General features: G+C 63.4%; 20 protein-coding genes and 1 pseudogene. 13 read left to right on the plus strand and 8 right to left on the minus strand.

Annotated features, from left to right (window positions below; genetic code table 11):
- The 4 genes and pseudogenes from FJ980_RS04530 to FJ980_RS04545 all read right to left on the minus strand — a co-directional run.
- Positions 1–420: pseudogene (locus FJ980_RS04530) on the minus strand (hypothetical protein); the annotation flags it as partial.
- The gene (gene fliI, locus FJ980_RS04535) at positions 401–1,807 is read right to left on the minus strand and encodes a flagellar protein export ATPase FliI (protein ID WP_140541751.1); all 1,407 of its coding nucleotides are present in this window, start codon (positions 1,805–1,807) and stop codon (positions 401–403) included. The gene fliI and the pseudogene FJ980_RS04530, both read right to left, overlap by 20 nt.
- A 4-nt stretch (positions 1,808–1,811) precedes the next feature.
- Entirely contained in the window at positions 1,812–2,534 is a 723-nt protein-coding gene (gene flgF / locus FJ980_RS04540) for a flagellar basal-body rod protein FlgF (protein ID WP_112096306.1), read from the minus strand.
- Positions 2,535–2,541: 7 nt separating this feature from the next.
- Positions 2,542–4,353, minus strand: a complete 1,812-nt coding sequence (locus FJ980_RS04545; protein WP_140541752.1) for a DUF1217 domain-containing protein — start codon at positions 4,351–4,353, stop codon at positions 2,542–2,544.
- A 148-nt stretch (positions 4,354–4,501) separates the two neighbouring features.
- Here FJ980_RS04545 and motA point away from each other — a divergent pair, with 148 nt between their 5' ends.
- Genes motA through FJ980_RS04575 form a run of 6 tightly spaced genes read left to right on the plus strand, consistent with a single transcriptional unit; the run spans position 4,502 to position 9,389 of the window.
- A complete protein-coding gene (gene motA, locus FJ980_RS04550) occupies positions 4,502–5,377 on the plus strand; it encodes a flagellar motor stator protein MotA (protein WP_140541753.1) in 876 nt (291 codons plus the stop codon).
- A 34-nt stretch (positions 5,378–5,411) separates the two neighbouring features.
- Positions 5,412–6,350: a FliM/FliN family flagellar motor switch protein gene (locus FJ980_RS04555; protein ID WP_140541754.1), complete on the plus strand. Its 939-nt coding sequence runs from the start codon at positions 5,412–5,414 to the stop codon at positions 6,348–6,350.
- A 30-nt stretch (positions 6,351–6,380) separates the two neighbouring features.
- Positions 6,381–6,761 carry a flagellar motor switch protein FliN gene (fliN, locus tag FJ980_RS04560; protein ID WP_140541755.1) on the plus strand — a complete coding sequence of 127 codons (381 nt, stop codon included), beginning with the start codon at positions 6,381–6,383 and terminating at the stop codon, positions 6,759–6,761.
- Positions 6,762–6,804: 43 nt separating this feature from the next.
- Positions 6,805–7,827, plus strand: coding sequence for a flagellar motor switch protein FliG (locus FJ980_RS04565; RefSeq protein WP_140541756.1), 1,023 nt, complete (start codon positions 6,805–6,807; stop codon positions 7,825–7,827).
- Positions 7,828–7,851: 24 nt separating this feature from the next.
- Positions 7,852–8,934 (plus strand): flagellar biosynthesis protein FlhB, encoded by a 1,083-nt coding sequence (flhB, locus tag FJ980_RS04570; RefSeq protein ID WP_140541757.1) that lies wholly within the window; start codon positions 7,852–7,854, stop codon positions 8,932–8,934.
- A 17-nt stretch (positions 8,935–8,951) separates the two neighbouring features.
- A complete protein-coding gene (locus tag FJ980_RS04575) occupies positions 8,952–9,389 on the plus strand; it encodes a hypothetical protein (protein WP_140541758.1) in 438 nt (145 codons plus the stop codon).
- Between the two features lie 161 nt (positions 9,390–9,550).
- Here the strand turns inward: FJ980_RS04575 and FJ980_RS04580 are convergent, their stop codons facing one another.
- From FJ980_RS04580 to FJ980_RS04595, 4 genes are all read right to left on the minus strand, one after another.
- Positions 9,551–10,321, minus strand: coding sequence for a helix-turn-helix transcriptional regulator (locus FJ980_RS04580; RefSeq protein ID WP_140541759.1), 771 nt, complete (start codon positions 10,319–10,321; stop codon positions 9,551–9,553).
- The gene (locus tag FJ980_RS04585; protein WP_140541760.1) at positions 10,318–11,028 is read right to left on the minus strand and encodes a helix-turn-helix transcriptional regulator; all 711 of its coding nucleotides are present in this window, start codon (positions 11,026–11,028) and stop codon (positions 10,318–10,320) included. Before FJ980_RS04585 ends, FJ980_RS04580 begins: the two co-directional genes overlap by 4 nt.
- A gap of 437 nt (positions 11,029–11,465) precedes the next feature.
- Complete coding sequence (locus FJ980_RS04590; RefSeq protein ID WP_140541761.1) at positions 11,466–12,497, minus strand: histone deacetylase family protein; 1,032 nt, start codon at positions 12,495–12,497, stop codon at positions 11,466–11,468.
- A 42-nt stretch (positions 12,498–12,539) separates the two neighbouring features.
- Positions 12,540–13,193, minus strand: a complete 654-nt coding sequence (locus tag FJ980_RS04595; protein WP_140541836.1) for a TetR/AcrR family transcriptional regulator — start codon at positions 13,191–13,193, stop codon at positions 12,540–12,542.
- Between the two features lie 250 nt (positions 13,194–13,443).
- On the opposite strand from FJ980_RS04595, the gene FJ980_RS04600 reads away from it, so the two are divergent.
- The 7 genes from FJ980_RS04600 (at position 13,444) to FJ980_RS04630 (ending at position 21,784) form a co-directional block, all read left to right on the plus strand.
- Positions 13,444–15,111, plus strand: coding sequence for an amidohydrolase (locus FJ980_RS04600; protein ID WP_140541762.1), 1,668 nt, complete (start codon positions 13,444–13,446; stop codon positions 15,109–15,111).
- Between the two features lie 141 nt (positions 15,112–15,252).
- Complete coding sequence (locus tag FJ980_RS04605; RefSeq protein WP_140541763.1) at positions 15,253–16,353, plus strand: ABC transporter ATP-binding protein; 1,101 nt, start codon at positions 15,253–15,255, stop codon at positions 16,351–16,353.
- 7 nt (positions 16,354–16,360) lie between these two features.
- Positions 16,361–17,284, plus strand: coding sequence for an ABC transporter permease (locus FJ980_RS04610; RefSeq protein ID WP_140541764.1), 924 nt, complete (start codon positions 16,361–16,363; stop codon positions 17,282–17,284).
- Positions 17,277–18,080 carry an ABC transporter permease gene (locus FJ980_RS04615; RefSeq protein WP_140541765.1) on the plus strand — a complete coding sequence of 268 codons (804 nt, stop codon included), beginning with the start codon at positions 17,277–17,279 and terminating at the stop codon, positions 18,078–18,080. The genes FJ980_RS04610 and FJ980_RS04615 overlap by 8 nt, the downstream gene beginning before the upstream one ends.
- 28 nt (positions 18,081–18,108) lie before the next feature.
- Positions 18,109–19,143, plus strand: a complete 1,035-nt coding sequence (locus FJ980_RS04620) for an extracellular solute-binding protein (RefSeq protein WP_140541766.1) — start codon at positions 18,109–18,111, stop codon at positions 19,141–19,143.
- A 237-nt stretch (positions 19,144–19,380) separates the two neighbouring features.
- A complete protein-coding gene (locus FJ980_RS04625) occupies positions 19,381–20,577 on the plus strand; it encodes a serine hydrolase (RefSeq protein ID WP_140541767.1) in 1,197 nt (398 codons plus the stop codon).
- Between the two features lie 28 nt (positions 20,578–20,605).
- Positions 20,606–21,784 carry a serine hydrolase gene (locus FJ980_RS04630; protein ID WP_140541768.1) on the plus strand — a complete coding sequence of 393 codons (1,179 nt, stop codon included), beginning with the start codon at positions 20,606–20,608 and terminating at the stop codon, positions 21,782–21,784.
- Positions 21,785–21,941: the final 157 nt, after the last annotated feature.

Raw genomic sequence — 21,941 nt, forward strand, 5'->3', positions numbered from 1 at the left:
CTTGATGGCCTGAACGCCGAACTGCTCCTGGTTGAAGAAGATGTACCAGGGAAACAAGGCGCAGATCAGGCCGAGCGTGATGCCGAGCGCGGCGATGACGAAATCGCTGCGGCGGTCCGCGCTCTTGTCGGCGAGGCGCGGGAACTGGGCTTTCGGCGGCTCCGGCCACTCGGTGCGGGGAAAAAGCCCGTCGAGCAACGAATCGCGGCTGGCCTGTGCCATATCGGCGGTCGCCCTCGGCGGATGCGGCCTGTTGGCTTTGTTTAGAAGAGCCGTCGCCTTCTCCGTCCTGGCGAGCGCGGCTTTGTTCCTGGCAATTCTTGCTTCATCGGCAGCGGCTTTCTCCGCCGCCTCGGCCTCGGCAAGCATGTCGCGCAACATGCGCTCGGTGTATTGGAGCTCAGTCTCCTTGATCGCCATTCAGCTTCCCCTTGAGGTGGCGGGCGAGGTCGGTGAACGGATCGGCCGATGCGCGGTCCCTCGGCGATTGCGTGAGCGCCTCGTAGATCAGCGGCACCTGGCGCACCGCGATGTCGAGCTCGGCATCGGCGCCGCTCTGGTAAGCGCCCAGCAGACGGATGTCGCGCGTGTCCTCGAAGCGCGCGATCATCGATTTCAACCTTGTCACCAGCATGCGCTGCTCCGCGCTCCAGGCCTTGTCGGCGAGGCGTGAGATCGACGACAGCGGATTGACCGGCGGATAACGGCCCTGCTCGGCAAGCGCGCGGTCGAGCACGACATGGCCGTCGAGGATGCCGCGCACCGAATCGGCGACCGGATCGTTATGGTCGTCGCCGTCGACCAGCACGGAGATGATGGCGGTGATCGAACCCTTGCCTTCGGCCCCCGGCCCGGCTCGTTCGAGCAGCTTCGGCAGGTCGGTGAAGACCGAGGCCGGATAGCCGCGCGCGACCGGCGGCTCGCCGGTTCCCGTCGCTACCTCACGCAGCGCATGGGCGAAGCGGGTGATGGAATCCAGCACCAGCAGCACGCGATGGCCCTGGTCGCGGAAATGCTCGGCTACGCACATGGCGGTGTCGGGCGCGCGCCGGCGCATCATGGCGCTTTCATCGCTGGTGGCGACGACGGCGACGGTCTTGGCCATGCTCTGGGCGCCGATCGTATCCTCGAGGAATTCGCGCACCTCGCGGCCGCGCTCGCCGATCAGCGCCACGACCACCGTATCGAAGGCCTCGGCGCCGGCCAGCATCGCAAGCAGCGTCGACTTGCCGACGCCGGAGCCGGCGAAGATGCCGAGCCGCTGGCCGAAGCAGAGCGGCGTGAAGATGTCTATGACCCTGACGCCGGTGAGGAAGCCGGTGCCGACGCGCTGACGCGCCAGGGCGCCGGGCGTCGCGCCATGTGCGACATCGGCGGCATTCGGCCTGATCAGCGGCGGTCCGCCGTCAATAACGCGAGTCAAGGCATCGATGGCGCGCCCGCGCCAGGAAACATGCGGCGCGACCGCGAGCGGGCCGCGGCGAAAGACGGCATCGCCGATGCCGGCGTCGGCGCTGCGTTCGAAAGGCGCGACCACCACCTCGTCGCTGCCGATCTTGACGATCTCGCCGCGGCGTGCGCCGGCCTTGCCGCGTTGCTCGACGATGTCGCCGAGCCTGGCAATCCCGGACAGGCCGCGGACCTTGTAATGCGTCGGCGATATCTCGGCGACGCGGCCGCCGCGTGAAAGCAGCGCCTGCGGATCGTCGAACCGCCGCCAGACGCGCTCGAGCGCGGCCAGCCTGTCGGTCCGTCCGGTATCCGCCGGGCTGTCGGAAGCGCGCAACAGGGACGAGCCGGTCGTCATGCCGTCACTTCGAGCCGAGCGTCTTGATCGCGTCGTCGGTGGAGGAATCGGTCTGCCGCATCAGCGCCGCCGTGTTCTCGAAAGCGCGCTGCACCTGGATCAGCCGAGTCATTTCCAGCACCGGGTTGACGTTCGACTCTTCCAGAAAGCCTTGAGCGATACCGACGTCCGAGCGGTCGGTGACGGGTTCGGGCGTGCGCGCCGGAACGACACCCGAATTGCCGTAGCGGACGAAATTCTCGCCGGGGTCGAAATTGTAGAGGCCGATCGCGCCGACCAGTTGATCGTTCTGCCTGAGCGAGCCGTCGGCGCCCGCCTTGGGGGGGCCGTTGCGCGGATCGAGCTGGATCGGGGCGCCGCCGCCGTCCAGGACGGGGTAGCCTTCGATCGACATCAATTCGCCGTTCTCGTTCATCGAGAAGCGGCCGTCGCGCGTCATCACCGTGCCGGCGGGCGTGTCAATGGCGAACCAGGCGTCGCCCTGGACGGCGAAGTCGAACGGGTTGCCGGTTTCGGTCAGCGCGCCATGCGCGCCGGAAAGATAGGTCTTGCCGGAGGAGGCGAAGGAAACCGACTTCGGCCCGGTGCCCGAAACCACATCCTCGAACTTCACGCCGGTGGCGCGAAAGCCGATGGTCGAGGCGTTGGCGACGTTGTCGGCGATGGTGTCGAGACGGCGCTCGAGCGCGATCTGCGAGGAAAGGGCGACGTAAAGGCTGTCCTGCATGATCTTCTCAGAATTTCAACTGCTGCATGGCCATCATCAAATCGGTGGAGATGCCGACACTGGTCGGTTGCGCGAAGAGCACGCTGACCGACGTCACCGCTGTCGAGGTCGGATGATTGATCTCGTACATGCTGGTGAAGCGGGTCAGGAATTTGGTGAGCTTGTCCGGGTCGGTGAAGTCCTTGATGTCGAGCTTCTGCTCGAATAGCTGCGCCTGCTTGTCGATATCGGCGGTGGCGAAGGAATCGGGCAGGCCGAGCGCGGTGCGGACCACGCTGGCTAAAGCGGTGTCGGCGAGAACATCGTACCAGCTGGTGATGTCGGGTGCCTTGCGCTGAAAATAGAGCGCCAGCCGCACGCCTTCATTGGTCTTGCCGGCATCCTCCTCCAGCGTCTGGCGCATGTACATGTCGACGGTCGGCTGCTGCGCCGGATTGATGGTGGTCGCGTTTTCGCCGTATTGCTCGAAGTTGAACGCGGTGGCGAGCCCGGCATAGGCCTTGTTGGTCATCTTGTTGGCGACGCTGTCGGGGTCGCGAACGCCGCCGGCAAGGACGCTGCGGATGAGGTCCTTGCTCTGCGTGGCCGGATCGAGCCCATAAGCCGAGAGCGCATAATTGTACAATCGGCTGTTGGCCATCAGATCGTCGATGGATTTCACGTTCGTGACGTTGGCAAGGTAGTATGCGGTCTCCGACGCGATGTAGTCCGCGTTGGGCGGGATCAGGCCAAGCGGCGATTCCGTCGTGTAGATCTTCGGGGTGTCTTTCAGCACCACATCGCGCGACGTCGTCTGATCGCCATATTGGGCAAAGTCGAAAGCCGTGACGAAGTTGGCGTAGCGTTTGTCGGTCAGCTGGTTTGCGGGGCTGCCGGGATCGCTGACGCCGCCTTCGAGCATAGCGCGGATCTGCTGCGGTTTTTCTGTCGTGGCATCCAGTCCGTACGAGGCCATGGCGAAAGTGAGCAGGCGCTTGTCGGCCATGAGGTCGTCGATCGACTTCACCTTGGAGATGTTTGCCGCGTAATAGTCCGCCTCGCTCTTGATGTATTGCGCGCTCGGCTCGACCAGTTTCAATCCGGTTCCAGCCACGTAGCCTGCCGGAACTCCCTGCTGGACCTTATCGCGGGTGGTCGTCTGGTCGCCGTATTGGGCGAAGTCGAAAGCCGCGACGAAATTGGCGTAGCTCTTGTCGGTCAGTTTGTTGGCGGGGCTGTTGGGATCACTTACGCCGCCTTCCAGCATCGCTCTGACGGTTGCTGCCGGTTCGGTTTCGGCGTCCAGACCGAATGCGGCCATCGCATATGTCAGCAGGCGGCTGTCGCCCATCAGATCGTCGATCGACTTCACCTTGGAGATATTGGTGGCGTAGTAGGCGGTCTCGCTCTGATAGTAAGCGAGCCCGGTCTGCGAGGCGCCGATCTGGACTTGCAGCGCATAATTCTTCGGCACCAACTGCTGCGCCTTGTTATAGACGGTCGCATCGGCGCCGTTGGCGGCGAAGTTGAATGCGGCGACAAACTGCGCGTAGCGCTTGTCGGTCAGCTTGTTGGCGAAGCTGTCGGGATTGGAGACGCCTTCCTTCAGCGCCTTGACCATAAAGGCCTTGGCATAGTCCATGTTCTCCAGCCCGTAAGCCTTCATGGCGTATTTGAACAGGCGGTCGTTGTTGACGAAATCGTCGATCGATTTCACCTTGGTGATGTTGGCCAGATAGTATTGGGTGTCGCGATCGACCGTCGGCTGCTGCTCGATGCGAGCGATAGACTTAGGGATGTCTTTGGCGATCAACTGGTAGCTAATGTAGGTGCTAAGCAAAGGGCATGCCTCCGGCCGAAGCTATCCCCGCACAATAGCGTCACTTCCTTGCGCGAAGCTGAATCGCGTTCGATGCCTTCGATTCAAGCCTCACACAAGGCACGGGGACTATCCCTGATCCACGATGTGACATGCGGAAGGACCTGCCGTGGGCATTCTGATCGGACTTGTGGTGACGCTCGGCTGCGTTCTCGGCGGCTTCATGGCCATGGGCGGGCATCTGCATGTGCTGCTGCAGCCGTGGGAAGCGGTTGTCATCTGCGGCGCGGCGCTCGGCACCTTCCTCGTCGCCAATCCGATGAAGACGGTCAAGGATACCGGCAAGGGCATTCTCGAAGCCTTCAAGCAGGCAGTGCCGAAGGAGCGCGACTACCTCGAGACGCTGGGCGTCCTGCACAGCCTGATGCGCGAACTGCGCTCGAAGTCGCGCAGCGAGGTCGAGGCGCATATCGACAATCCGGAGGAGTCGGCCATCTTCCAGGCCTTCCCGACCGTGCTGAAGAACCACGACCTGACCCATTTCATCTGCGACTACTGCCGCATCATCATCATCGGCAACGCCCGCTCGCATGAGATCGAGGCGCTGATGGACGAGGAGATCCAGACGATCCGTACCGACAAGCTGAAGGCCTATCACGCGATGGTTGCGGTCGGCGACGGCCTGCCGGCGCTGGGCATCGTCGCGGCCGTGCTCGGCGTGGTGAAGGCGATGGGCGCGCTGGACCAGTCGCCGGAAATCCTCGGCGGCCTGATCGGCGCGGCACTCGTCGGAACCTTCCTCGGCATCTTCCTGTCCTATGCCGTGGTGGGTCCGGTGGCCACCAAGATCAAGACGGTGCGCGAAAAGAAGAACCGCCTCTACATCATCGTCAAGCAGACGCTGCTTGCGTATATGAACGGCGCCCTGCCGCAGGTGGCGATCGAATTCGGCCGCAAGACGATATCCTCCTACGAGCGTCCGACGATTGATGCCGTCGAGCAGAGCACCATGAACACCGGCAACGCCGAGAAGAAGGCGGCCTGAGCATGCAGCAGCGCAGACAGGGCCGCCTGCCGTCATGACAAGTCCGGGCAGTCCTTCGCAAACCCGGGAGCTCATCATTGAGCGGCTCGTCGGCGACAGCGGCGAGGCGGCGCAGGTGATCGGCGCCGGCCGCGGCATGGCCGAGCGGGCGCTGCCGGTGCTGCAGAAGGCGCTTATAGGCGAGCTCGGCGCGCCGGTGACCGTCGATCTGCAAGTGGTGGAGGTCGGCCGCGTTCCCGAGGCACGTTCGCGCGCCGGCGATGCCTTCGCGCTGACCGTTGTTGCCTCGCCGACCTCAGCCGACGCCATGACGCTGGTGATGGATGCGCAAGCGGTCGCCGTCATGGTGAGCGCGCTGTTCGGCGGCGATCCCGACCAGCCGGTGGCGCCGATCGAGCGCGACCTGTCGCAGATCGAGGCCGATGTTGCGACCAGCGTGTTCCAGGAGGTTGCGACGGCGCTCAACGGTTCCGGCAAACGTTCGCTCGACCTGCGGCTGCCGGCGCCGAAAGCAATGTCGGGCAACGATGCGAGGCGGCGCGTGCTGCGCGACGGCGCCGCCGTGCGCATCGTCTTTGGCCTGTCGATACCGTCCGACAGCGGCACACTCACTGTGATGATCCCGCAGCGCCTGCTGCTTTCCTCGCGCAGCGGCGACGTCGCGGCGGGCGAGGACGGCGAGACCACCGAATTCGACTGGCGGGCCCGCTTCTCCGAAGAAGTGATGCGCTCGACCGTCCGGCTCGAAGCGACGATGCCGCTCGCCCGGCTGACGCTCGGCGACCTCGCCGCGTTTGAACCCGGCCAGGTGATCGAATTCGAGGAGAACGCGCAGATCAACGCCAAGCTCAGCGCCCGCGACAAGACCCTGTTTGTCTGCGAGTTCGGCAAGCTGGGGCAGAACTACACCGTCCGCATCAGCCATCCGCATGATGCCGGGCAGGATTTCATCGACGGACTGTTGCCGGGCTGACGCCAGGCACGGGATTCATGGAGACGACAGATGGCAAAAACCAAGGTGGAAGCCGAACCCGATCAGCCCGACGAACAGCTCGACCGCGCCATCGAGGAACTGCGCGGCGTGCTGCGGGAGGAGGAAAAGCGCCCGGATGGCGCGCTGTATTCGGGTGCCAATTCTTCGATCATCATGACCATTCCGGTCGACGTGCAGATCATCCTCGGCAGCACGGAAATGCCCGTGTCGGAGTTGATGGCGCTGCAAAAGGGTTCCACCGTCGCGCTCAACCGCCGCATCGGCGAGCCGGTCGACGTCGTGGTCAACGGCCGCAGAATAGCGCGCGGCGAGATCACGGTGCTGGAAAGCGATCCGACGCGTTTCGGCATCCGGCTCACCGAAATCATCGCCGCGACGAAGAGCGCCTGAGAATGGCCGGCGGGCGGACCAATCGGCAGCGAGGACAACACGCATGACGACGGCATTGGCGCTCACACGTCCGCAAAAGGCGGCGGCCATATTGGTGGCCATGGGCAAGCCCGCGGCCAGCCGCCTGCTCAAGTTCTTCAAACAGGACGAGCTGAAGGCGCTGATCGAGGGCGCGCGTCTGTTACGCACCATTCCGCAGGCTGATCTGGAACGCATCGTCGCCGAGTTCGAAGCCGAGTTCACCGAGGGCGCCGGCCTGCTCGATTCAGCCGACCGGATGGATACTATCCTCAACGAATCGCTGTCGCCCGAGGAGATGAGCGCCATCATGGGCGACAAGAAGTTCGAGCCGGTCCCGGAAGGACCTGCGCCGATCTGGCCGGACCTCGAGAAGCTCGAGCCGTCGCGTCTCGGCTCCTTCCTTGCCGGCGAGCATCCGCAGACATCGGCCATGGTGCTGTCGAAGCTTGCGCCGCAGACAGCCGCCAACGTGCTGCTCACGATGGAAAAGCCGATGCGCAGCCAGATCATAAAACGCATGGTGACAATGGCCAACATCCCGGACGCGGCATCGCGGATCGTCGAGAACCAACTGCGCGTGAGCGTGCTGTCGCAGAAAGCCAGCCGGGACACCACTGCCGGCCAGGAGCGCGTCGCCAGCATGCTCAACGAAATGGCGAAGCCGGAGCTGGACGACCTCATGCAGGACCTGGAGGACGCCGGCACGCCAGATCTCGCCGGCGTCAAGTCGCGGCTGTTCGCCTTCGACGACCTGCCGCTGCTGCCGCAGAAAGCCCGGGTTCTGCTGTTCGACGGATTGTCGACGGAGCTCGTCACGCTGGCACTGCGCGGCGCGTCGCCGGAACTCGCCGAATCCGCGTTGTCGGCGATCGGCGCGCGCTCTCGCCGCATGATCGAATCCGAACTCGGACAAGGTTCGGAAGGCATTGGCCTTGCCGACATCATGGCGGCGCGCAAGAGCATATCGGTCGCCGCCATCCGGCTGTCGCGCGAAGGGGCTTTCGAGCTGCCCTCGACGCAGACCGCCACCGCCGAAGCCGCCTGACGATCATAGCCCGGTCAGGACGCCATGGCTGAAGCGGTCGACAAGGATTCCAAAACAGAGGAAGCCACAGAAAAGAAGATCCGCGACACGATCGAACAGGGCAAGCTGCCCCATTCGCGTGAGACCGCGATCTTTGCGTCCTTCCTCGCCATACTGGTTTTCGCCATCTTCTACGCTAAGGACGCGATCGTCGATCTCGGCATGTTCCTGTCGACGTTCCTGGAAAAGCCGGAAGCCTGGCCGATGGACACCGAGACCGACGTCATCTCGCTCTACAAGCAGGTCTTGGTCGAGATCGGCGGCGCCGTCGTCAGCCTGCTGGTGTTGCTGACGGTTGCCGGCATCGGCGCCTCGGTGTTCCAGAACATGCCGCAAATCGTCGGCGAACGGATCAGGCCGCAGCTGTCGCGCATCTCGGTCGCCAAGGGCTGGAGCCGTATGTTCGGCGTGCAGGGCTGGGTCGAATTCCTGAAGTCGCTGGCCAAGCTCGGCTTCGCTATCGCGGTGTTGACCTTCACGCTCTCGGAAGATCATCGCAAGCTGCTCGCCGGCATGATCACCAATCCGGCCTCGTTCGGCTTGGTCATACGCAGCATCTTCGTCGACATATTGGTGGCGATCGTCTTCGTCATGGGGCTGATCGCGGTGGTCGACATCGTCTGGTCGCGTTTCCACTGGCGGCGCGACCTGCGCATGACCAAGCAGGAAGTCAAGGACGAGCTGAAGCAGTCGGAAGGCGATCCGATCGTCAAGTCGCGGCTGCGCTCGCTGGCGCGCGACCGGGCGCGCAAACGCATGATGACGGCCGTGCCGCGCGCGACGCTGGTGATCGCCAATCCGACGCACTATTCGATCGCGCTGAAATATGTGCGCGAGGAGGATTCCGCGCCGATCGTGCTGGCCAAGGGACAGGACCTGGTGGCGCTCAAGATCCGCGAGATCGCCAGGGAGAACAACATCCCGATCTTCGAGGACGTGGCGCTCGCGCGCTCCATGTACAAGCAAGTTTCGGTTGATAGCGTGATCCCGTCGCAATTCTACCAGGCGGTCGCCGAGTTGGTGCGGATCGTCTACTCGAAGAAGGCAGCGCGAAAAGCAACCCAATGAACGGACGCCGCTAACCCATGGACCGGCAACCACACGCCAATTCCCGCGAGCTGATCGTCGCCAGCGCCATCGAGCCTGTGGTGGGCGAGTTGAGGCTCATCGACGTTGCCGACTATATCGCCTTCATCCGGCTCGAGCATTTCGCCTGCCTGTCGGACCTGGTGGATTCGGCGGCCGAGCTCTACTTCCGGCCGGGCACGCTGCGGCTCGGCCATGGCGGCGAGGCGCATGTCGACTGGAGCGGCAGCCCGCGCATCGTGCTCGATCTCGAGCTTCGGCCGCGTGGCGTGACGGTCTATTTCCAGCTCACCCTGACCGAGCGCGAGGCATCCGTGACGGTCAACTACGTGTCGTTCGAGAAGCCCGGCGAAACGCCCGAGCACAACACGGCCTTGCTCGAAGACGCAATCGAAGAGGCTCGCATCCGCAGGACCGAGCCGCTGGCATTCCCCTGAGATTTGATAGCAGGCGAGCCGACTAAAGCGCATCGCGATCTTTTAGATTCGCTCCCTGCGCTTTAGGCTTTTGATTTTGCGCATGCCTTTGCCCCGAAACCGGTTCCCACTTTCGGGAGACATGCTTTAGCCGCAGCACGTTCAGCGTCGCAGGCGTGACGTCACTCAATCAAGCCGAGCCGCAATGCCTTGGCGACAGCCTGGTTGCGGTTGACCGCGTTGAGCTTCTGCGTCGACTGGGTGAGATACTGGTTGGCGGTATGCACCGAGAGCTTGAGGAGCTTGGCGATCTCCTCGCTGGTGTTGCCGTTGGCGGTCAGCTTCAGGCATTCGAGCTCGCGCTTGGAAATCGAACGTGCCCTGCCGGTGTCGCCGGGGCGGATGCGGGCGACCGCCGCGAAAAGCGCGAAGGAGCGGGCGTGGATTTCGCACAGCGTTTCGTCGGACAGCGCGATCTCCGAGCCCAGGAAGACGACCAGCCCGCATTGGCCGCGATCGGCATGCACCGGAAAGGCGATGCCGTTGGTGCCGGGCGCCAGCGGCGTGGTCGGCTCGGCCCAGGCGAGCGAGTGGAAGACCTGCCGCGATCCGGCGCTGCCGTCGTCGGCCCACCAGCGCGGCGCCGTCGAGAGGCGGCTGTGGCGCACCATGTCCTCGCCATTGGCGCCGGAGATGAACTTGGTCGCGACAGCGGTGCCGGGATAGTCGGAATCGAAACACGCCACGAGACGCGCGCGCTCGGGCGAGGGGCTAACGAAATAGAGGCCGAACGCCGAGGCGTTGATATCGACGGCGATCCAGCGGCAGCGACGCACGGCATCCGGAATGGTGACCGCTTGATGGGTTTCCGAGCCGAGCGAGAAGGCGCCGAACGGATTGCGCTGATCGTTGAAAAGGGCGGCGGCCGCCTCTTTGACCTGTGCGTGCTTCAAATGATGCCGCTCCTGATCGCGGTCGCGATCGCCATCGCGCGGTTGCTGGCCGCGAACTTCTGGATGGCGTGCGTGATGTAGCTGTTGACGGTGTTCGACGAGACCCCGAGGATGACGGCCACTTCATCGGTGGTCTTGCCTTCCGAGACCCAGAACAGGCATTCGCGTTCGCGGTCCGACAGCGGGTCCTGCATGGATGCCGCCGCGATCAGCTGCGGGATGCTGGAAAGCGCATAGCAGCATTTGAGCTGTGCCTTCATCAGCGCGGCCAGATCGATCCTGCCTGCCTCGGCGGCCGAGAACAGCACGAACAGGCGCTGCCGGCCGATATTGAGCCGCAGCGAATAGATTTCGGCGTGGCCGAGCACGTCGAGCAGGCGGGCTTCCTCGCCGGTCAGCAACGCGCCGGCGTCGGGCGCGTGCCCCGCCACCAACGGCTTCGGGCGTACGCCCGGCGCCACGGTCAAGGGACCCAGCGCCAAATTGGCAATCAGCCTTTTGCCGATCAGCTCTATGGCGTCGAAGATCCAGTTGGAGGAGACGATGCGCGCATCATTACGGTCCTGGTCATGCACGATGGCGACCAGCATGTAGCTGTCGGCGCCGATATCGGCGGCGAGCTGCATGAAGAAACTGGTGAGATCGCCGCGCGACGTCAGGCGCGAGCCTGAAGCGTCGGGTTGGAGAAGCGCGGCGGGACTGCTCATTTTAATTCTTGGATTCTTGCCGGAATCGATCCTTGTGCCCGGTGCTGGCGAAGCCAGCGGCCGGACCCGAAACGCGTCACGTTTACGAAGACACACCCACGGGCGCGAACGGCGCCCAACCGCGCCGAATCCCTCTAGGGAACGCGAAACCGTCCGCGTCTGGTACCGGCCTGGCGCCGGAACTTGAGACTTTGGGTGGTAGCCGCGCCCCCCATGGACCGGCTGATTCGGGTCTAATCTACCCGCAGATGAATCCGACATCAAACGCGATTTGACAAAATCGAATCTGATGGACTCGCATTGCGACTCAGCAGCCGACGTTCGCGTTGCTTGGTGGTGCTTTCAATGCCGAATTGGGCGGATGATTTCCCGACGGGGTCGCAAAAAATACGCCCGCGGTGGCATCCGAGGGCGTATGTTCCGTTAACGGGATTGGTTCAGCGACCCTCGAAACCCGTCAGCACGCCGACGGCGTTGATGCCGATCTCTTCCACGGCGTAGCCGCCTTCCATGACGAACAGCGTCGGCAGGCCGAGCCCGGCGATGCGGCGGCCGATCTTGGGATAGTCGACGCTCTTCAGCTTGAACTGGCTGATAGGGTCCTTCTCGAAAGTGTCGACGCCGAGCGAGACGATGACGACATCGGGGGCGTAGGCCGCGAGCCTGGCGCAGGCGTCCTCCAGCGACGCGCTCCAGCCGTCCCAATCGGTGCCGAAAGGCATCGGGTAATTGATGTTGAAACCTTCGCCGTCGCCTTCGCCGCGCTCGTCGGCGTGACCGAGGAAGAAGGGATACTCGACCATCGGATCGCCATGCAGGTTAAGCACCTGGACGTCGCCGCGGCGATAGAAGATCTCCTGTGTGCCGTTGCCGTGATGGTAGTCGACATCGAGAATGGAGACACGGCTGGCGCCGTGGTCGCGGAACCACTGCGCGACGACGGCGGCGTTGTTGATGAAGCAATAGCCGCCCATGAAGGCAGCGCCGGCATGATGGCCGGGCGGGCGGCAAAGCGCGAAGGCGCTGCGCTCGCCGTCCTTGACCAAAGCGGCGGCGGTCAGCGCCACATCATAGGACGACTTGATCGCCGCCCAGGTGCCTTCGACGAAGGTGGCGCCGGCGTCGAAGGAATAATAGCCGAGCAAGGCATCGACGCGCTTCGGCGGCACATCGCCGCGCAGGCCGCGCGTCGGCCAGGTGAACCCCATCGCCGATCCCGTGAAGCCGGCGGCGACCCATTGCGGCCACACCGTCGGCAGGAAGTCGATGTAGTGAGCCTCATGCACACGCTTGGCGGCGGCGAGGTCGTGCTCGGCCGGTCCGATGATCGGCCCGAGCTTCTCGCTCTCAACCCGCGCCTTGATGAATTCCGCCCGCGACGGCTTCTCGAAACCCGGCACGATCGCCGACGTGACCAGTTCCATCTGGCCTGAATGGCCGGCATGAAGTGGCGAATAGACAGTTTTCATGGAAACTCCCCTGGAAGTGCGAAATCGGTTGGAAGTACGAAATCACTCGAGATTGAGATGGGGGCTGACCAGGGCGAGCCACATGGTTTCCACGTCGTTCTCGATAAGGTCGTAGGTCCTGCGGTCCCTCTTCAGCCCGACAAGCCGGCAGACATGGCCGACTTCCATCATCAGCACGCCGAGCCGACTTGCGATCTTGTCTTCAAGCGCCGGATTCACATGCCGCAGCCACGCGGCGTAAAGGGCGACGATCTCTTTGTCATATTCGTCCTGGATCGGCCTCAGGTCGGCGTTGCCGGAGATGGCCTCGATCACCGGCATCAGCGTGGCGTTTTCGAGATAGAGCCTCGATGTGTCGGCGAAGAGCTTGCGCACCTCGCGCCGAAACTCATCACGGTTGGTCGGCCGGGGGACGTTGATGCGTTTCCGGATCACCTCGGGAAAAGACGACAGCCAGCGCCGGGCCAGGTCCAGAAGAATGGCTTCCTTGTTGGGAAAGTACTGATAAACCGAACCGACCGACAGGCCCGCGCGCTGCGCGATGGCGAGCGTCGTCGGCGTTCTGGTTCCTTGCTCTCGCGTCAGGATCAGGGCCGCATCGAGAATCCTGTCGACCACCTTGCTTGACCGTTGCTGCCGCGGCTGCTTGCGCGGTTCGAGCGCTATCCTGGTCTTGCGGTCGAGACTGCGCTTCACTGCTCGTCGCCCCCGTTCCCCGCTCGACCCCACCATCGGCGCGCGGTGCAGTCCACTATACATTCCAAATTCCGGCTGTTGACAAACGCGAATAAACAGTCGCATTCTTTATCCACGCTGTCTTCAATGATAACAAGGGGAATTTCGAAGACGGCGCATCGGCATCGATTTTGTCCCATGGCGCCGCCCCGGTGGAGCGGCAGCCCGTTGGACGTGCGCTGTCGATCACTCAGCAAAATGTGGAGTCGCGATGTCGGTTGCGGATGGTGGTGCGGATCTTGTGGTCGTCAACGGCCGCGTGCTGACCATGGACAATGACAATCCCGCTGCCGAGGCCATTGCCGTCAAGGACGGCGCCATCATCGCAATCGGTAGCCGCGCTTCCATAGAAGACCTCAAGGGACCGGCGACAAAAATTGTCGACGCCCAGGGCGGCTCGGTCCTGCCGGGCTTCATCGAAGCGCATATGCATCTGTTCGGCGGCGCGGCCGAGCTCGACAATCTGCACCTAGCGGGCGTGCACGGCTTCGAGGCGCTGCGCGACGCGATCCAGGATTTCGCGGCGAAGCGCCCGGACGCCAGGCTTCTGATCGGCGCCGGCGTCGATTATGCCATCCTGCCGGAGCCGGTGACGCGCCACGATCTCGACCGCATCATTCCCGACCGCCCCTTCGCCATGTCGGCTTCGGACCACCACACGATGTGGGCGAACACCAAGGCGCTAGAAGAGGCCGGCCTGCTTCATGGCAGGCAGGTCGGACAGGGCAATGAGATCGTCATGGGCGCCGACGGGCTTGCCGCCGGCGAGCTGCGCGAAAGCGAGGCATTCGGACCGGTCCTCGACCATTACGGGGCGAGCCGGGCGCGGCTTGGCCTCGAGGGTGCCGAGCCGGATCCATATCCTTCGGAGAAGGAATTGGCGGCCGATCGCGATCTGATGCATCGCGGCCTTGAATGGTGCGCCAAGCATGGCATCACCTCGATCCAGAACATGGACGGCAACCTCTACCAGCTCAATCTGCTGGCCGGGTTGGAAAAAGAAGGGCGGCTCCTTTGCCGCACCAAGATCCCGTTCCACTTCAAGAATTTCATGAAGCTGGACATGCTTGAGAAGGCCTCGCGGATGGCCGCGAGCTACAATTCCGAGTGGCTGTCGTCCGGCATGGTCAAGCTCTTCTATGACGGCGTGCTGGATTCCTGGACGGCGGTGATGGTCGACGACTATGCCGATCGGCGCGGATGGCGGGGCGAGCCGCTGTTTTCGCCTGAACATTTCGCCGAGGTGGCGGTCGAGGCCGACAGGCGCGGCCTGCAGATCGCCGTGCATTCGATCGGCGACGGCGCCGTGCGGGCAGTGCTCGACGGCTACCAGGCGGCACTGAAGAAGAACGGTCGGCGCGACAGCCGGCATCGCGTCGAGCATATCGAGGTGATCACGGCCGCCGACGTGCCGCGCTTCGCCGAGCTCGGCGTGTTGGCGTCGATGCAGCCGGCGCATCCGCCCGGTGCGCTGAACTTCCCGCTCGAGCCGACGATCTCGCGCATCGGCCGCGACAAGTGGCCGTTGAGCTATGCTTGGCGCACGCTGAAAAATGCCGGCGCGCGCGTGGTGTTCGCATCCGACTGGCCGGTCTCGCCGGTCGATCCGATCCTGTCCATCCAGGCGGCAGTGATGCGCAAGCCTTGGGCGGAAGGCATGCCGGACCAGAGCTTCTCGTTGCAGGAAGCAATAGAGGGCTACACGGTGGAGGGCGCTTATGCGGAGTTCAACGAACATCGCAAGGGCCGCCTCAAAACCGGATATCTCGCGGATATTGTCGTCCTGTCGGCCGATATCGAAGCGACCGCGCCGGAAGCGCTGCACACCGTGCATCCGGTGACCACCATCTGTGGGGGGAGGATCACCTACCAAGCCTAACGATGGCATAGGAATTGCTTAATTGAATGGGGACTCGGGATCGAGTCACTGCTGCGCAGTTGCCAAGCCGACCGGCTTATGGTGACAATCAAAACAGGAACACACCTGCCGACAAGAGCAGGCGCTCTCAATGGGGTAATCGTGCCGGAACAACCGGGTAAGAACGCGATCGAAGTTCGCGGTGTTCGCAAAGTCTTTGGAACAGGCGAGAACCAGGTAGCCGCTCTCGACACCGTGTCGGTGTCGATCCGCGAAAACGAGTTTTTCACACTGCTCGGCCCGTCCGGATGCGGGAAGACCACGCTGCTGAGATTGATTGCCGGTTTCGATTTTCCGACCACCGGCGAGATCCTGCTGCACGGGCAGGATATAGCGCCGCTGCCGCCCTACAAGCGCCCGGTCAACACCGTCTTCCAGAGCTACGCGCTCTTCCCGCACATGACGGTGGCGCAGAACATCGGCTTCGGGCTGGAGATGCTTGGCAAGCCGAGGGGAGAGACCGAAGCGCGCGTCGCCCAGATGCTGAAGCTGGTCAAGATGGAGGCGCTGAAGGCGCGCCGCACCAGCCAGATCTCGGGCGGCCAGCAGCAGCGCGTGGCGCTGGCCCGCGCGCTGGCGCCGCAGCCGAAGGTGCTCTTGCTCGACGAGCCGTTGTCGGCGCTGGACTACAAGCTGCGCAAGGAGATGCAGATCGAACTGAAGCGTCTGCAGCACGAAACCGGCATCACCTTCATCTTCGTCACCCACGACCAGGAGGAAGCGCTGACGATGTCCGACCGCATCGCGGTCATGTCGGCCGGCAAGATCCTGCAGGTCGGCACGCCGCGCGACATCTACGACCGGCCGGCCGAACGCTTCGTCGCCGACTTCATCGGCGAGACGAATTTCCTCGAGGGCGAGGTGAAAAGCGCAGCCGACGGGCGCGCCACCGTCAGGCTCTCGACCGGCGCGGAAATCCCGGCATCGCTGCCGGAAGGTTTTACGCCGTCGGGCAACGTTACGCTCGTGGTGCGGCCGGAGCACGCGCAGATCGGTCCGGCCGACGCCAACGCTTCGCTCAGGGGCACGGTCGAGAACGTGGTCTATCTCGGCACCGACACGCATCTCCATCTCAAGCTCGACGACGGCAGCGCCTTCATCGTGCGGCGGCAGAACAGCCGCGGCGGCGGCGAAGCGCTTGCGCCGGGCAACCGCGTGGGCGTCGCGATCGGCCCGAATGCCGCTCAGGCGCTGAAGGACTAGAGGAATCATGGCCAACGCCGAGGAAATTGCTCGCGCCGCCGACGCCAGGGACATACGCGGCCGCTGGCTGCTTTCGGCGCCGGCGCTCGTCATCATCCTTCTGGCTGCCACCGGGCCGCTTTTCGTGATGTTGGCTTATTCCTTCATGCTGAAGGGCGACTATGGCGATGTGCAGTTCGGCACCTTCTCGCTGGACGGATGGACATCGGTCCTGTTCCAGCGTGACATCTTCGACGACACGCTGGGCCTGGCGGACGCGCATCTGTCCATCTTCTGGCGTTCGATAAGCCTGTCCTTCTACACCACCGTGCTGACGTTGCTCTTCGGCTTCCCCACAGCTTATTTCATCGCCACGCGACCGCCGAAGACACGCGAGGTCTGGGTTTTCCTCGTCACCATTCCGTTCTGGACGAATCTCCTGATCCGCGCCTTCGCCATGCAGCAGGTGATCCGCAACGAAGGGCTGGTCAACACGGCGCTGATGGCGCTCGGCATCATCAAGCAACCGCTGCAAATCATGAATACCGACGCCGCGATCTTGCTGGGCATGATCTATATCTACCTGCCTCTGATGGTGCTGCCGATCTACGCCTCGATGGAGAAGCTCGACTTCAGGCTGGTCGAGGCCGGATATGATCTCTATGCCGGCCGCTGGCAGGTTCTGCGCCGCATCATCTTCCCGTTGATCAAGCCCGGCGTCATCGCCGGCTCGATACTGGTGTTCATTCCCTCGCTTGGCGCCTATGTCATTCCGCGGGTGCTGGGCGGCGGCAAGAACATGATGCTCGGCAACCTGATCGAGCTGCAGTTCGGCGCGGGCCGTAACTGGCCGCTGGGCGCGGCCATCTCGATTACGCTCATGGTGCTGGTGATGATCGCGCTGCTGTTCTACGTGCGCAATGCATCCGGGTCGGAGGGCGCCCATGGCTAAGCGTCGGTTCGACATCCAGGCGCAGCCCGGCTTCGGCTTCATGGCGCTTCTGACCTTCTTCGCGCTCTATCTGCCGATCGCGGCGCTCGTCGCCTATTCGTTCAACGCGGCGGATTCGCTTTCGCGCTGGGATGGCGTCTCACTGCGCTGGTTTATCTCGGCCTGGCACAATTCGGCGGTGCAGGACGCCTCCATCCGCTCGCTTGTGCTGGCGGTCTCGGCCGCCGCGCTGTCGACGATCGCCGCCACCATGGCTGCGCTTGCCACGACCCGCACGCGTCCCTATCCCGGCCTTACCTTCAAATACGCCTTCATCAACCAGCCGCTGATGGTGCCGGAGATAGTCACCGGCGTCGCGCTCCTGATCGTGTTCTCGCGCATCAAGGTCTGGACCGGTTATTCAGGACTCGGCTATCTGATCGCCGCGCACACCGCCTTCTGCATCCCGTTCGCTTACCTGCCGATCCGGGCGCGGCTGGAGAGCATGGACCTGACGCTGGAGCGCGCAGCCGCCGACCTATACGCCACGCCGTGGAAAGCCTTCCGTTTCGTGACGCTGCCGCTTTTGAGGCCGGCCATCATCGCGGGCTTCATGCTCGCCTTCGTCATTTCGCTCGATGATGTGGTCATCACCGAATTCGTCAAATCCGGCGGGCAGGATACGCTGCCCACCTACATGCTCGGCCAGTTGCGGCGCGAAACGAGCCCGGAAATCAACGCGATCGCCACCGTATTCCTGGCGCTGTCGGTGGTGCTCGTAACCACGTTCTACTTCGTCAATCGGCGCAAGCCATGATCAACGATTGTCAAACGGGAGAATAGCAATGAAATGGAAGACAACGGCCGCCACGGCGGCATTCGCATTGTTTGCCTTTGCGGGCAGCGCGTATGCGGACGGCGAACTCAACATCTTTAATTGGGGCGACTACACCAGCCCCGAGATGATCAAGAAGTTCGAGGATACCTACAAGGTCAAGGTGACGATCACCGACTACGACTCCAACGACACCGCGCTATCCAAGGTACGCGCCGGCGGTCACGGCTTCGACATTGTGGTGCCGTCCGCCAACTACGTGCAGATCTGGGTAAAGGAAGGGCTTCTGCTCGAGGCACGGCCCGACCAGATGGAGAACTTCAAGAATGTCGACGAGCGCTGGGTGAACGTTCCGTGGGACCCGGGCCGTCACTACACGGTTCCGTGGCAGTGGGGCGTGACCGGTATCGGCGTCAATACAAAGGTCTATGGCGGCGATATCAACACGTCGGCCATCTTCCTCGATCCGCCGAAGGAATTGGTCGGCAAGATCAACGTCGCGCCGGAAATGAACGACGTGCTGTTCGCCACCATCAAATATCTGGGCGGCGACTGGTGCACGGACGACAAGGAACTGCTCAAGAAAGTGCGCGACAAGCTGGTGGAGGCCAAGCCGAAATGGCTGGCCATGGATTATAGCGTGACCGAGAAGCTGCCGGCCGGCGACTATTCGGCCGTCTATTACTGGAACGGCGCCATCATGCGCTCGCGCATCAAGAACCCCGACATCAAATTCGGCTACCCGAAGGAGGGCTTCCCCTTTTTCATGGACAGCGTTGCCATCCTGAAGGATGCCAAGAATGTCGACAACGCCAAGCTGTTCATGAACTTCATCATGGATCCCGAGAACGCCGCCATGATCTCCGCCTTCGCCAAATATGCCAATGGCATCAAGGGCTCGAAGGCGTTCATGCCAGCCGACATGAAGGATGCGCCCGAACTGGTGGTACCGCCAGAACTGGAGAAAGCGGGCCAGTTCCTCACCCCCTGCTCGCCCGAGGTGCAGCAACTCTACACGCGCATCTGGACGGACGTTCAGAAATAGCGGCACGCCGCTTTCTTTCCCGCGCGAGCGCGAAGAGGGCGGGTCAGGGGCCGGATGAGGGGTAGCGCTCAATTCGCACGTTCGCGCCGCCCCTCACTTGGCATGCCGGGACTGCCCTTCGCCATGGCGTCGGGCGTTCGTCACTCGAAAGGCCCATTCGGGGGCTTTCGTTCGCTGTGCAGACCGCTCTCATCCAAGTAAACGGAAGGGGCGGCATGCGGCGGCAGGGAAATTCTCATGCAATCCTATCGCAACTCCGATCCGCGGCCGCCGATCATGCAGGGCTCGCCGCCCAGGCTGGTGCCGCCGAGGCTCGATTGGGATCGGCCGCCCTGGAACCGCTGGGCCTTCCATCATATCCGCGAATTCCTACCGACCATCGAGGTGTGGCGCGGCAGCGGCCATCGCCATCGCCTCGAGCGCGCGGAGGTGGATCTCGACGATCTGCCGGTGGCCGACAGCAACGGAGCGCCGACGACGCTTGCCGGCTTGCTCGACGAAACCTATGCCGACGGCTTCCTGGTGCTGAAGGACGGTAGGATCGCCTATGAGCGCTATTTCAACGGCATGGACGAGCGCACGCTGCATCTGTCGCAATCGATGGCGAAGTCGGTCACCGGATCGGTGTGCGGCATCCTGGTCGGGCGCGGCCTGATCGATCCGGGCAGGCTGGTCACCGACTATCTGCCCGAGCTTGTCGAGACCGGCTGGGCCGGCGCCACTGTGCAGCAAGTGCTCGACATGACCACGGGCGTGCGCTTTTCCGAGGAATATACCGATCGCTATTCCGAGATCGGCCAGGTCGATGTCGCGACCGGCTGGAAGCCCATCCCGCCGGGCAGCGACCCGGACTTTGCGTGGCCGTCGCACCTGTTCGAGCTGATCCTGCGGCTCAAGGACAGGGTGCGCCCGCATGGCGAGGCGTTCGAATACCGCTCGATCGAGACCGATGTGCTCGCCTTCATCATGGAACGGGTGAGCGGCAAGCGCCTGGCGCAGTTGGTCTCGGAAGAGCTCTGGCAGAAGCTCGGCGCCGACGAGAGCGCCTGCTTCACCGTCGACAGCGCCGGCTATGCGCTGGCCGATGGCGGCTTCAACGCGACGCTGCGCGACTATGGCCGCTTCGGGCAACTGATCCTCGACAATGGCGGCGGCGTGATCCCCGCCGACTGGATCGAGGCGACGCGCAGCGGCAGGCACGGGCCGAATTTCAGCCCGAGCCTTCCCGACGGCAGCTACCGCAACCAGTTCTGGATCGAGGATCCGCGCTCGCGCTCGCTGATGTGCCGCGGCGTGTTCGGCCAATTGATCCATATGGACTGGGAACACAGGATGGTCGTGGTGAAGCTTTCGACCTATCCGGATTTCGTCAACTCCGCCTATTCGGTGGCGACGCAGAAGGCGGTGCATGCCATTGCCGCCGCGCTGGCCTGAAACCGCAAATAAGATCCGGGAGAGTATCATGAGCGGCAAGACCGCGTTCGAGGCCAGATACGGCTTTGCCCGCAAGGATGTGCGGCTCGACAACTGGCGGCTTTCGCCGTTCAACCGATGGTCGTTCCAGAATGTCGGCGAACTGGTGCCGAGCGCGCATGTCGCGGCGGCGCCCGCCGGCGAAAGCCAAGCGAAATCGCTCGGCGCATTGCTTGAGGAAAGGATATCGCTTGCCGGCGGCAGCGAGACCGTCGAGAGCTTCCTGAAGCGTTCCGACACGGACGGGCTGACGATCCTGAAAGCCGGCAAGTCTGTCGGCGACTGGTCGGCGCCGCATATGCCGTTCGGAGCGCGCCACATCATCTTTTCGATCAGCAAGTCGGTGACGGCGATCCTCGCAGGCATATTGGAAGGCGAGGGGTTGTTCGATCCCAGCGCGCCGGTAACGCACTACATCCCTGAAGCCAAGGGTTCGGCCTATGGCGACGCGAGCGTGCGCAACGTGCTCGACATGACGGTGAGCCTCGATTTCGAGGAAGCCTATCTCGATCCGGAAAGCGCCTTTGCCCGCTACCGCCGCTCGACACTGTGGAACCCCGGCGGCGGGTCCGAAAGCCTCGCAGCATTCCTGATGACCATCCCGCGCCTTGCCGAGCCGCATGGCCAGACCTATCGCTATCGTTCGCCCAATTCAGACGTGCTCGGCATCCTGGTCGAACGCGCGTTGGGCAGGCGCGTCATAGAATTGCTCAGCGAGAAACTGTGGCAGCCGCTGGGTGCTGGAAGCGAAATGTCGGTGACGGTCGACATGGAAGGCACGGCGCGCACCGCCGGCGGCATGTCGATGACGCCGCGTGACCTTGCCCGCATCGGCGAGATGATGCGGCAGGGCGGCACGGCCAATGGCCGCCGCATCGTGCCGGAAGCCTGGGTGCGCGACACGGTCGCCACCGGCGGCAGTCATGAAGCCTGGCAACGCGGCACGATGGCGTTTTTGTTCCCGAAGGGACGCTACCGCAACAAATGGTACCAGACCGGCCACGACAGCGGCGCCTTCTGCGGCATCGGGATTCACGGCCAGTGGCTTTACGTCAATCCGAAGACGGAAGTGGTCATCGCCAAGATGTCGTCGCAGCCGGAACCGGTGGACGACAGGCTGGATGGGGACGTTGTGGTCTTTTTGGAAACGTTGAGCGGGATTGTATGAGTGGCGTCGTCGCATTCGGTTGTCGATGCTGGCGCTGCCCCTCATCGCCCTGCCGGGCACTTCTCCCCGTATAGTGACGGGGAGAAGGGGCTGGCCGCCACGCTGGCATCTTTTCTGCAGCGTTGGTGATTGGCGAAACCGGCGATGAGAGCGCCCC

The sequence above is a fragment of the Mesorhizobium sp. B1-1-5 genome (genome assembly GCF_006443065.1).
Taxonomy (GTDB): domain Bacteria; phylum Pseudomonadota; class Alphaproteobacteria; order Rhizobiales; family Rhizobiaceae; genus Mesorhizobium.

What these genes read in the sequence shown, in the direction of transcription:
- FJ980_RS04630 (WP_140541768.1), top strand. Translation starts at nt 20,606, where the DNA reads ATGAGCGGCAAGACCGCGTTCGAGGCCAGATACGGCTTTGCCCGCAAG.
- FJ980_RS04555 (WP_140541754.1), top strand. Translation starts at nt 5,412, where the DNA reads ATGACAAGTCCGGGCAGTCCTTCGCAAACCCGGGAGCTCATCATTGAG.
- FJ980_RS04615 (WP_140541765.1), top strand. Translation starts at nt 17,277, where the DNA reads ATGGCTAAGCGTCGGTTCGACATCCAGGCGCAGCCCGGCTTCGGCTTC.
- FJ980_RS04625 (WP_140541767.1), top strand. Translation starts at nt 19,381, where the DNA reads ATGCAATCCTATCGCAACTCCGATCCGCGGCCGCCGATCATGCAGGGC.
- FJ980_RS04590 (WP_140541761.1), bottom strand. Translation starts at nt 12,497, where the DNA reads ATGAAAACTGTCTATTCGCCACTTCATGCCGGCCATTCAGGCCAGATG.
- FJ980_RS04585 (WP_140541760.1), bottom strand. Translation starts at nt 11,028, where the DNA reads ATGAGCAGTCCCGCCGCGCTTCTCCAACCCGACGCTTCAGGCTCGCGC.
- flgF (WP_112096306.1), bottom strand. Translation starts at nt 2,534, where the DNA reads ATGCAGGACAGCCTTTACGTCGCCCTTTCCTCGCAGATCGCGCTCGAG.
- FJ980_RS04600 (WP_140541762.1), top strand. Translation starts at nt 13,444, where the DNA reads ATGTCGGTTGCGGATGGTGGTGCGGATCTTGTGGTCGTCAACGGCCGC.
- FJ980_RS04575 (WP_140541758.1), top strand. Translation starts at nt 8,952, where the DNA reads ATGGACCGGCAACCACACGCCAATTCCCGCGAGCTGATCGTCGCCAGC.
- FJ980_RS04565 (WP_140541756.1), top strand. Translation starts at nt 6,805, where the DNA reads ATGACGACGGCATTGGCGCTCACACGTCCGCAAAAGGCGGCGGCCATA.
- FJ980_RS04610 (WP_140541764.1), top strand. Translation starts at nt 16,361, where the DNA reads ATGGCCAACGCCGAGGAAATTGCTCGCGCCGCCGACGCCAGGGACATA.
- fliN (WP_140541755.1), top strand. Translation starts at nt 6,381, where the DNA reads ATGGCAAAAACCAAGGTGGAAGCCGAACCCGATCAGCCCGACGAACAG.
- fliI (WP_140541751.1), bottom strand. Translation starts at nt 1,807, where the DNA reads ATGACGACCGGCTCGTCCCTGTTGCGCGCTTCCGACAGCCCGGCGGAT.
- FJ980_RS04620 (WP_140541766.1), top strand. Translation starts at nt 18,109, where the DNA reads ATGAAATGGAAGACAACGGCCGCCACGGCGGCATTCGCATTGTTTGCC.
- flhB (WP_140541757.1), top strand. Translation starts at nt 7,852, where the DNA reads ATGGCTGAAGCGGTCGACAAGGATTCCAAAACAGAGGAAGCCACAGAA.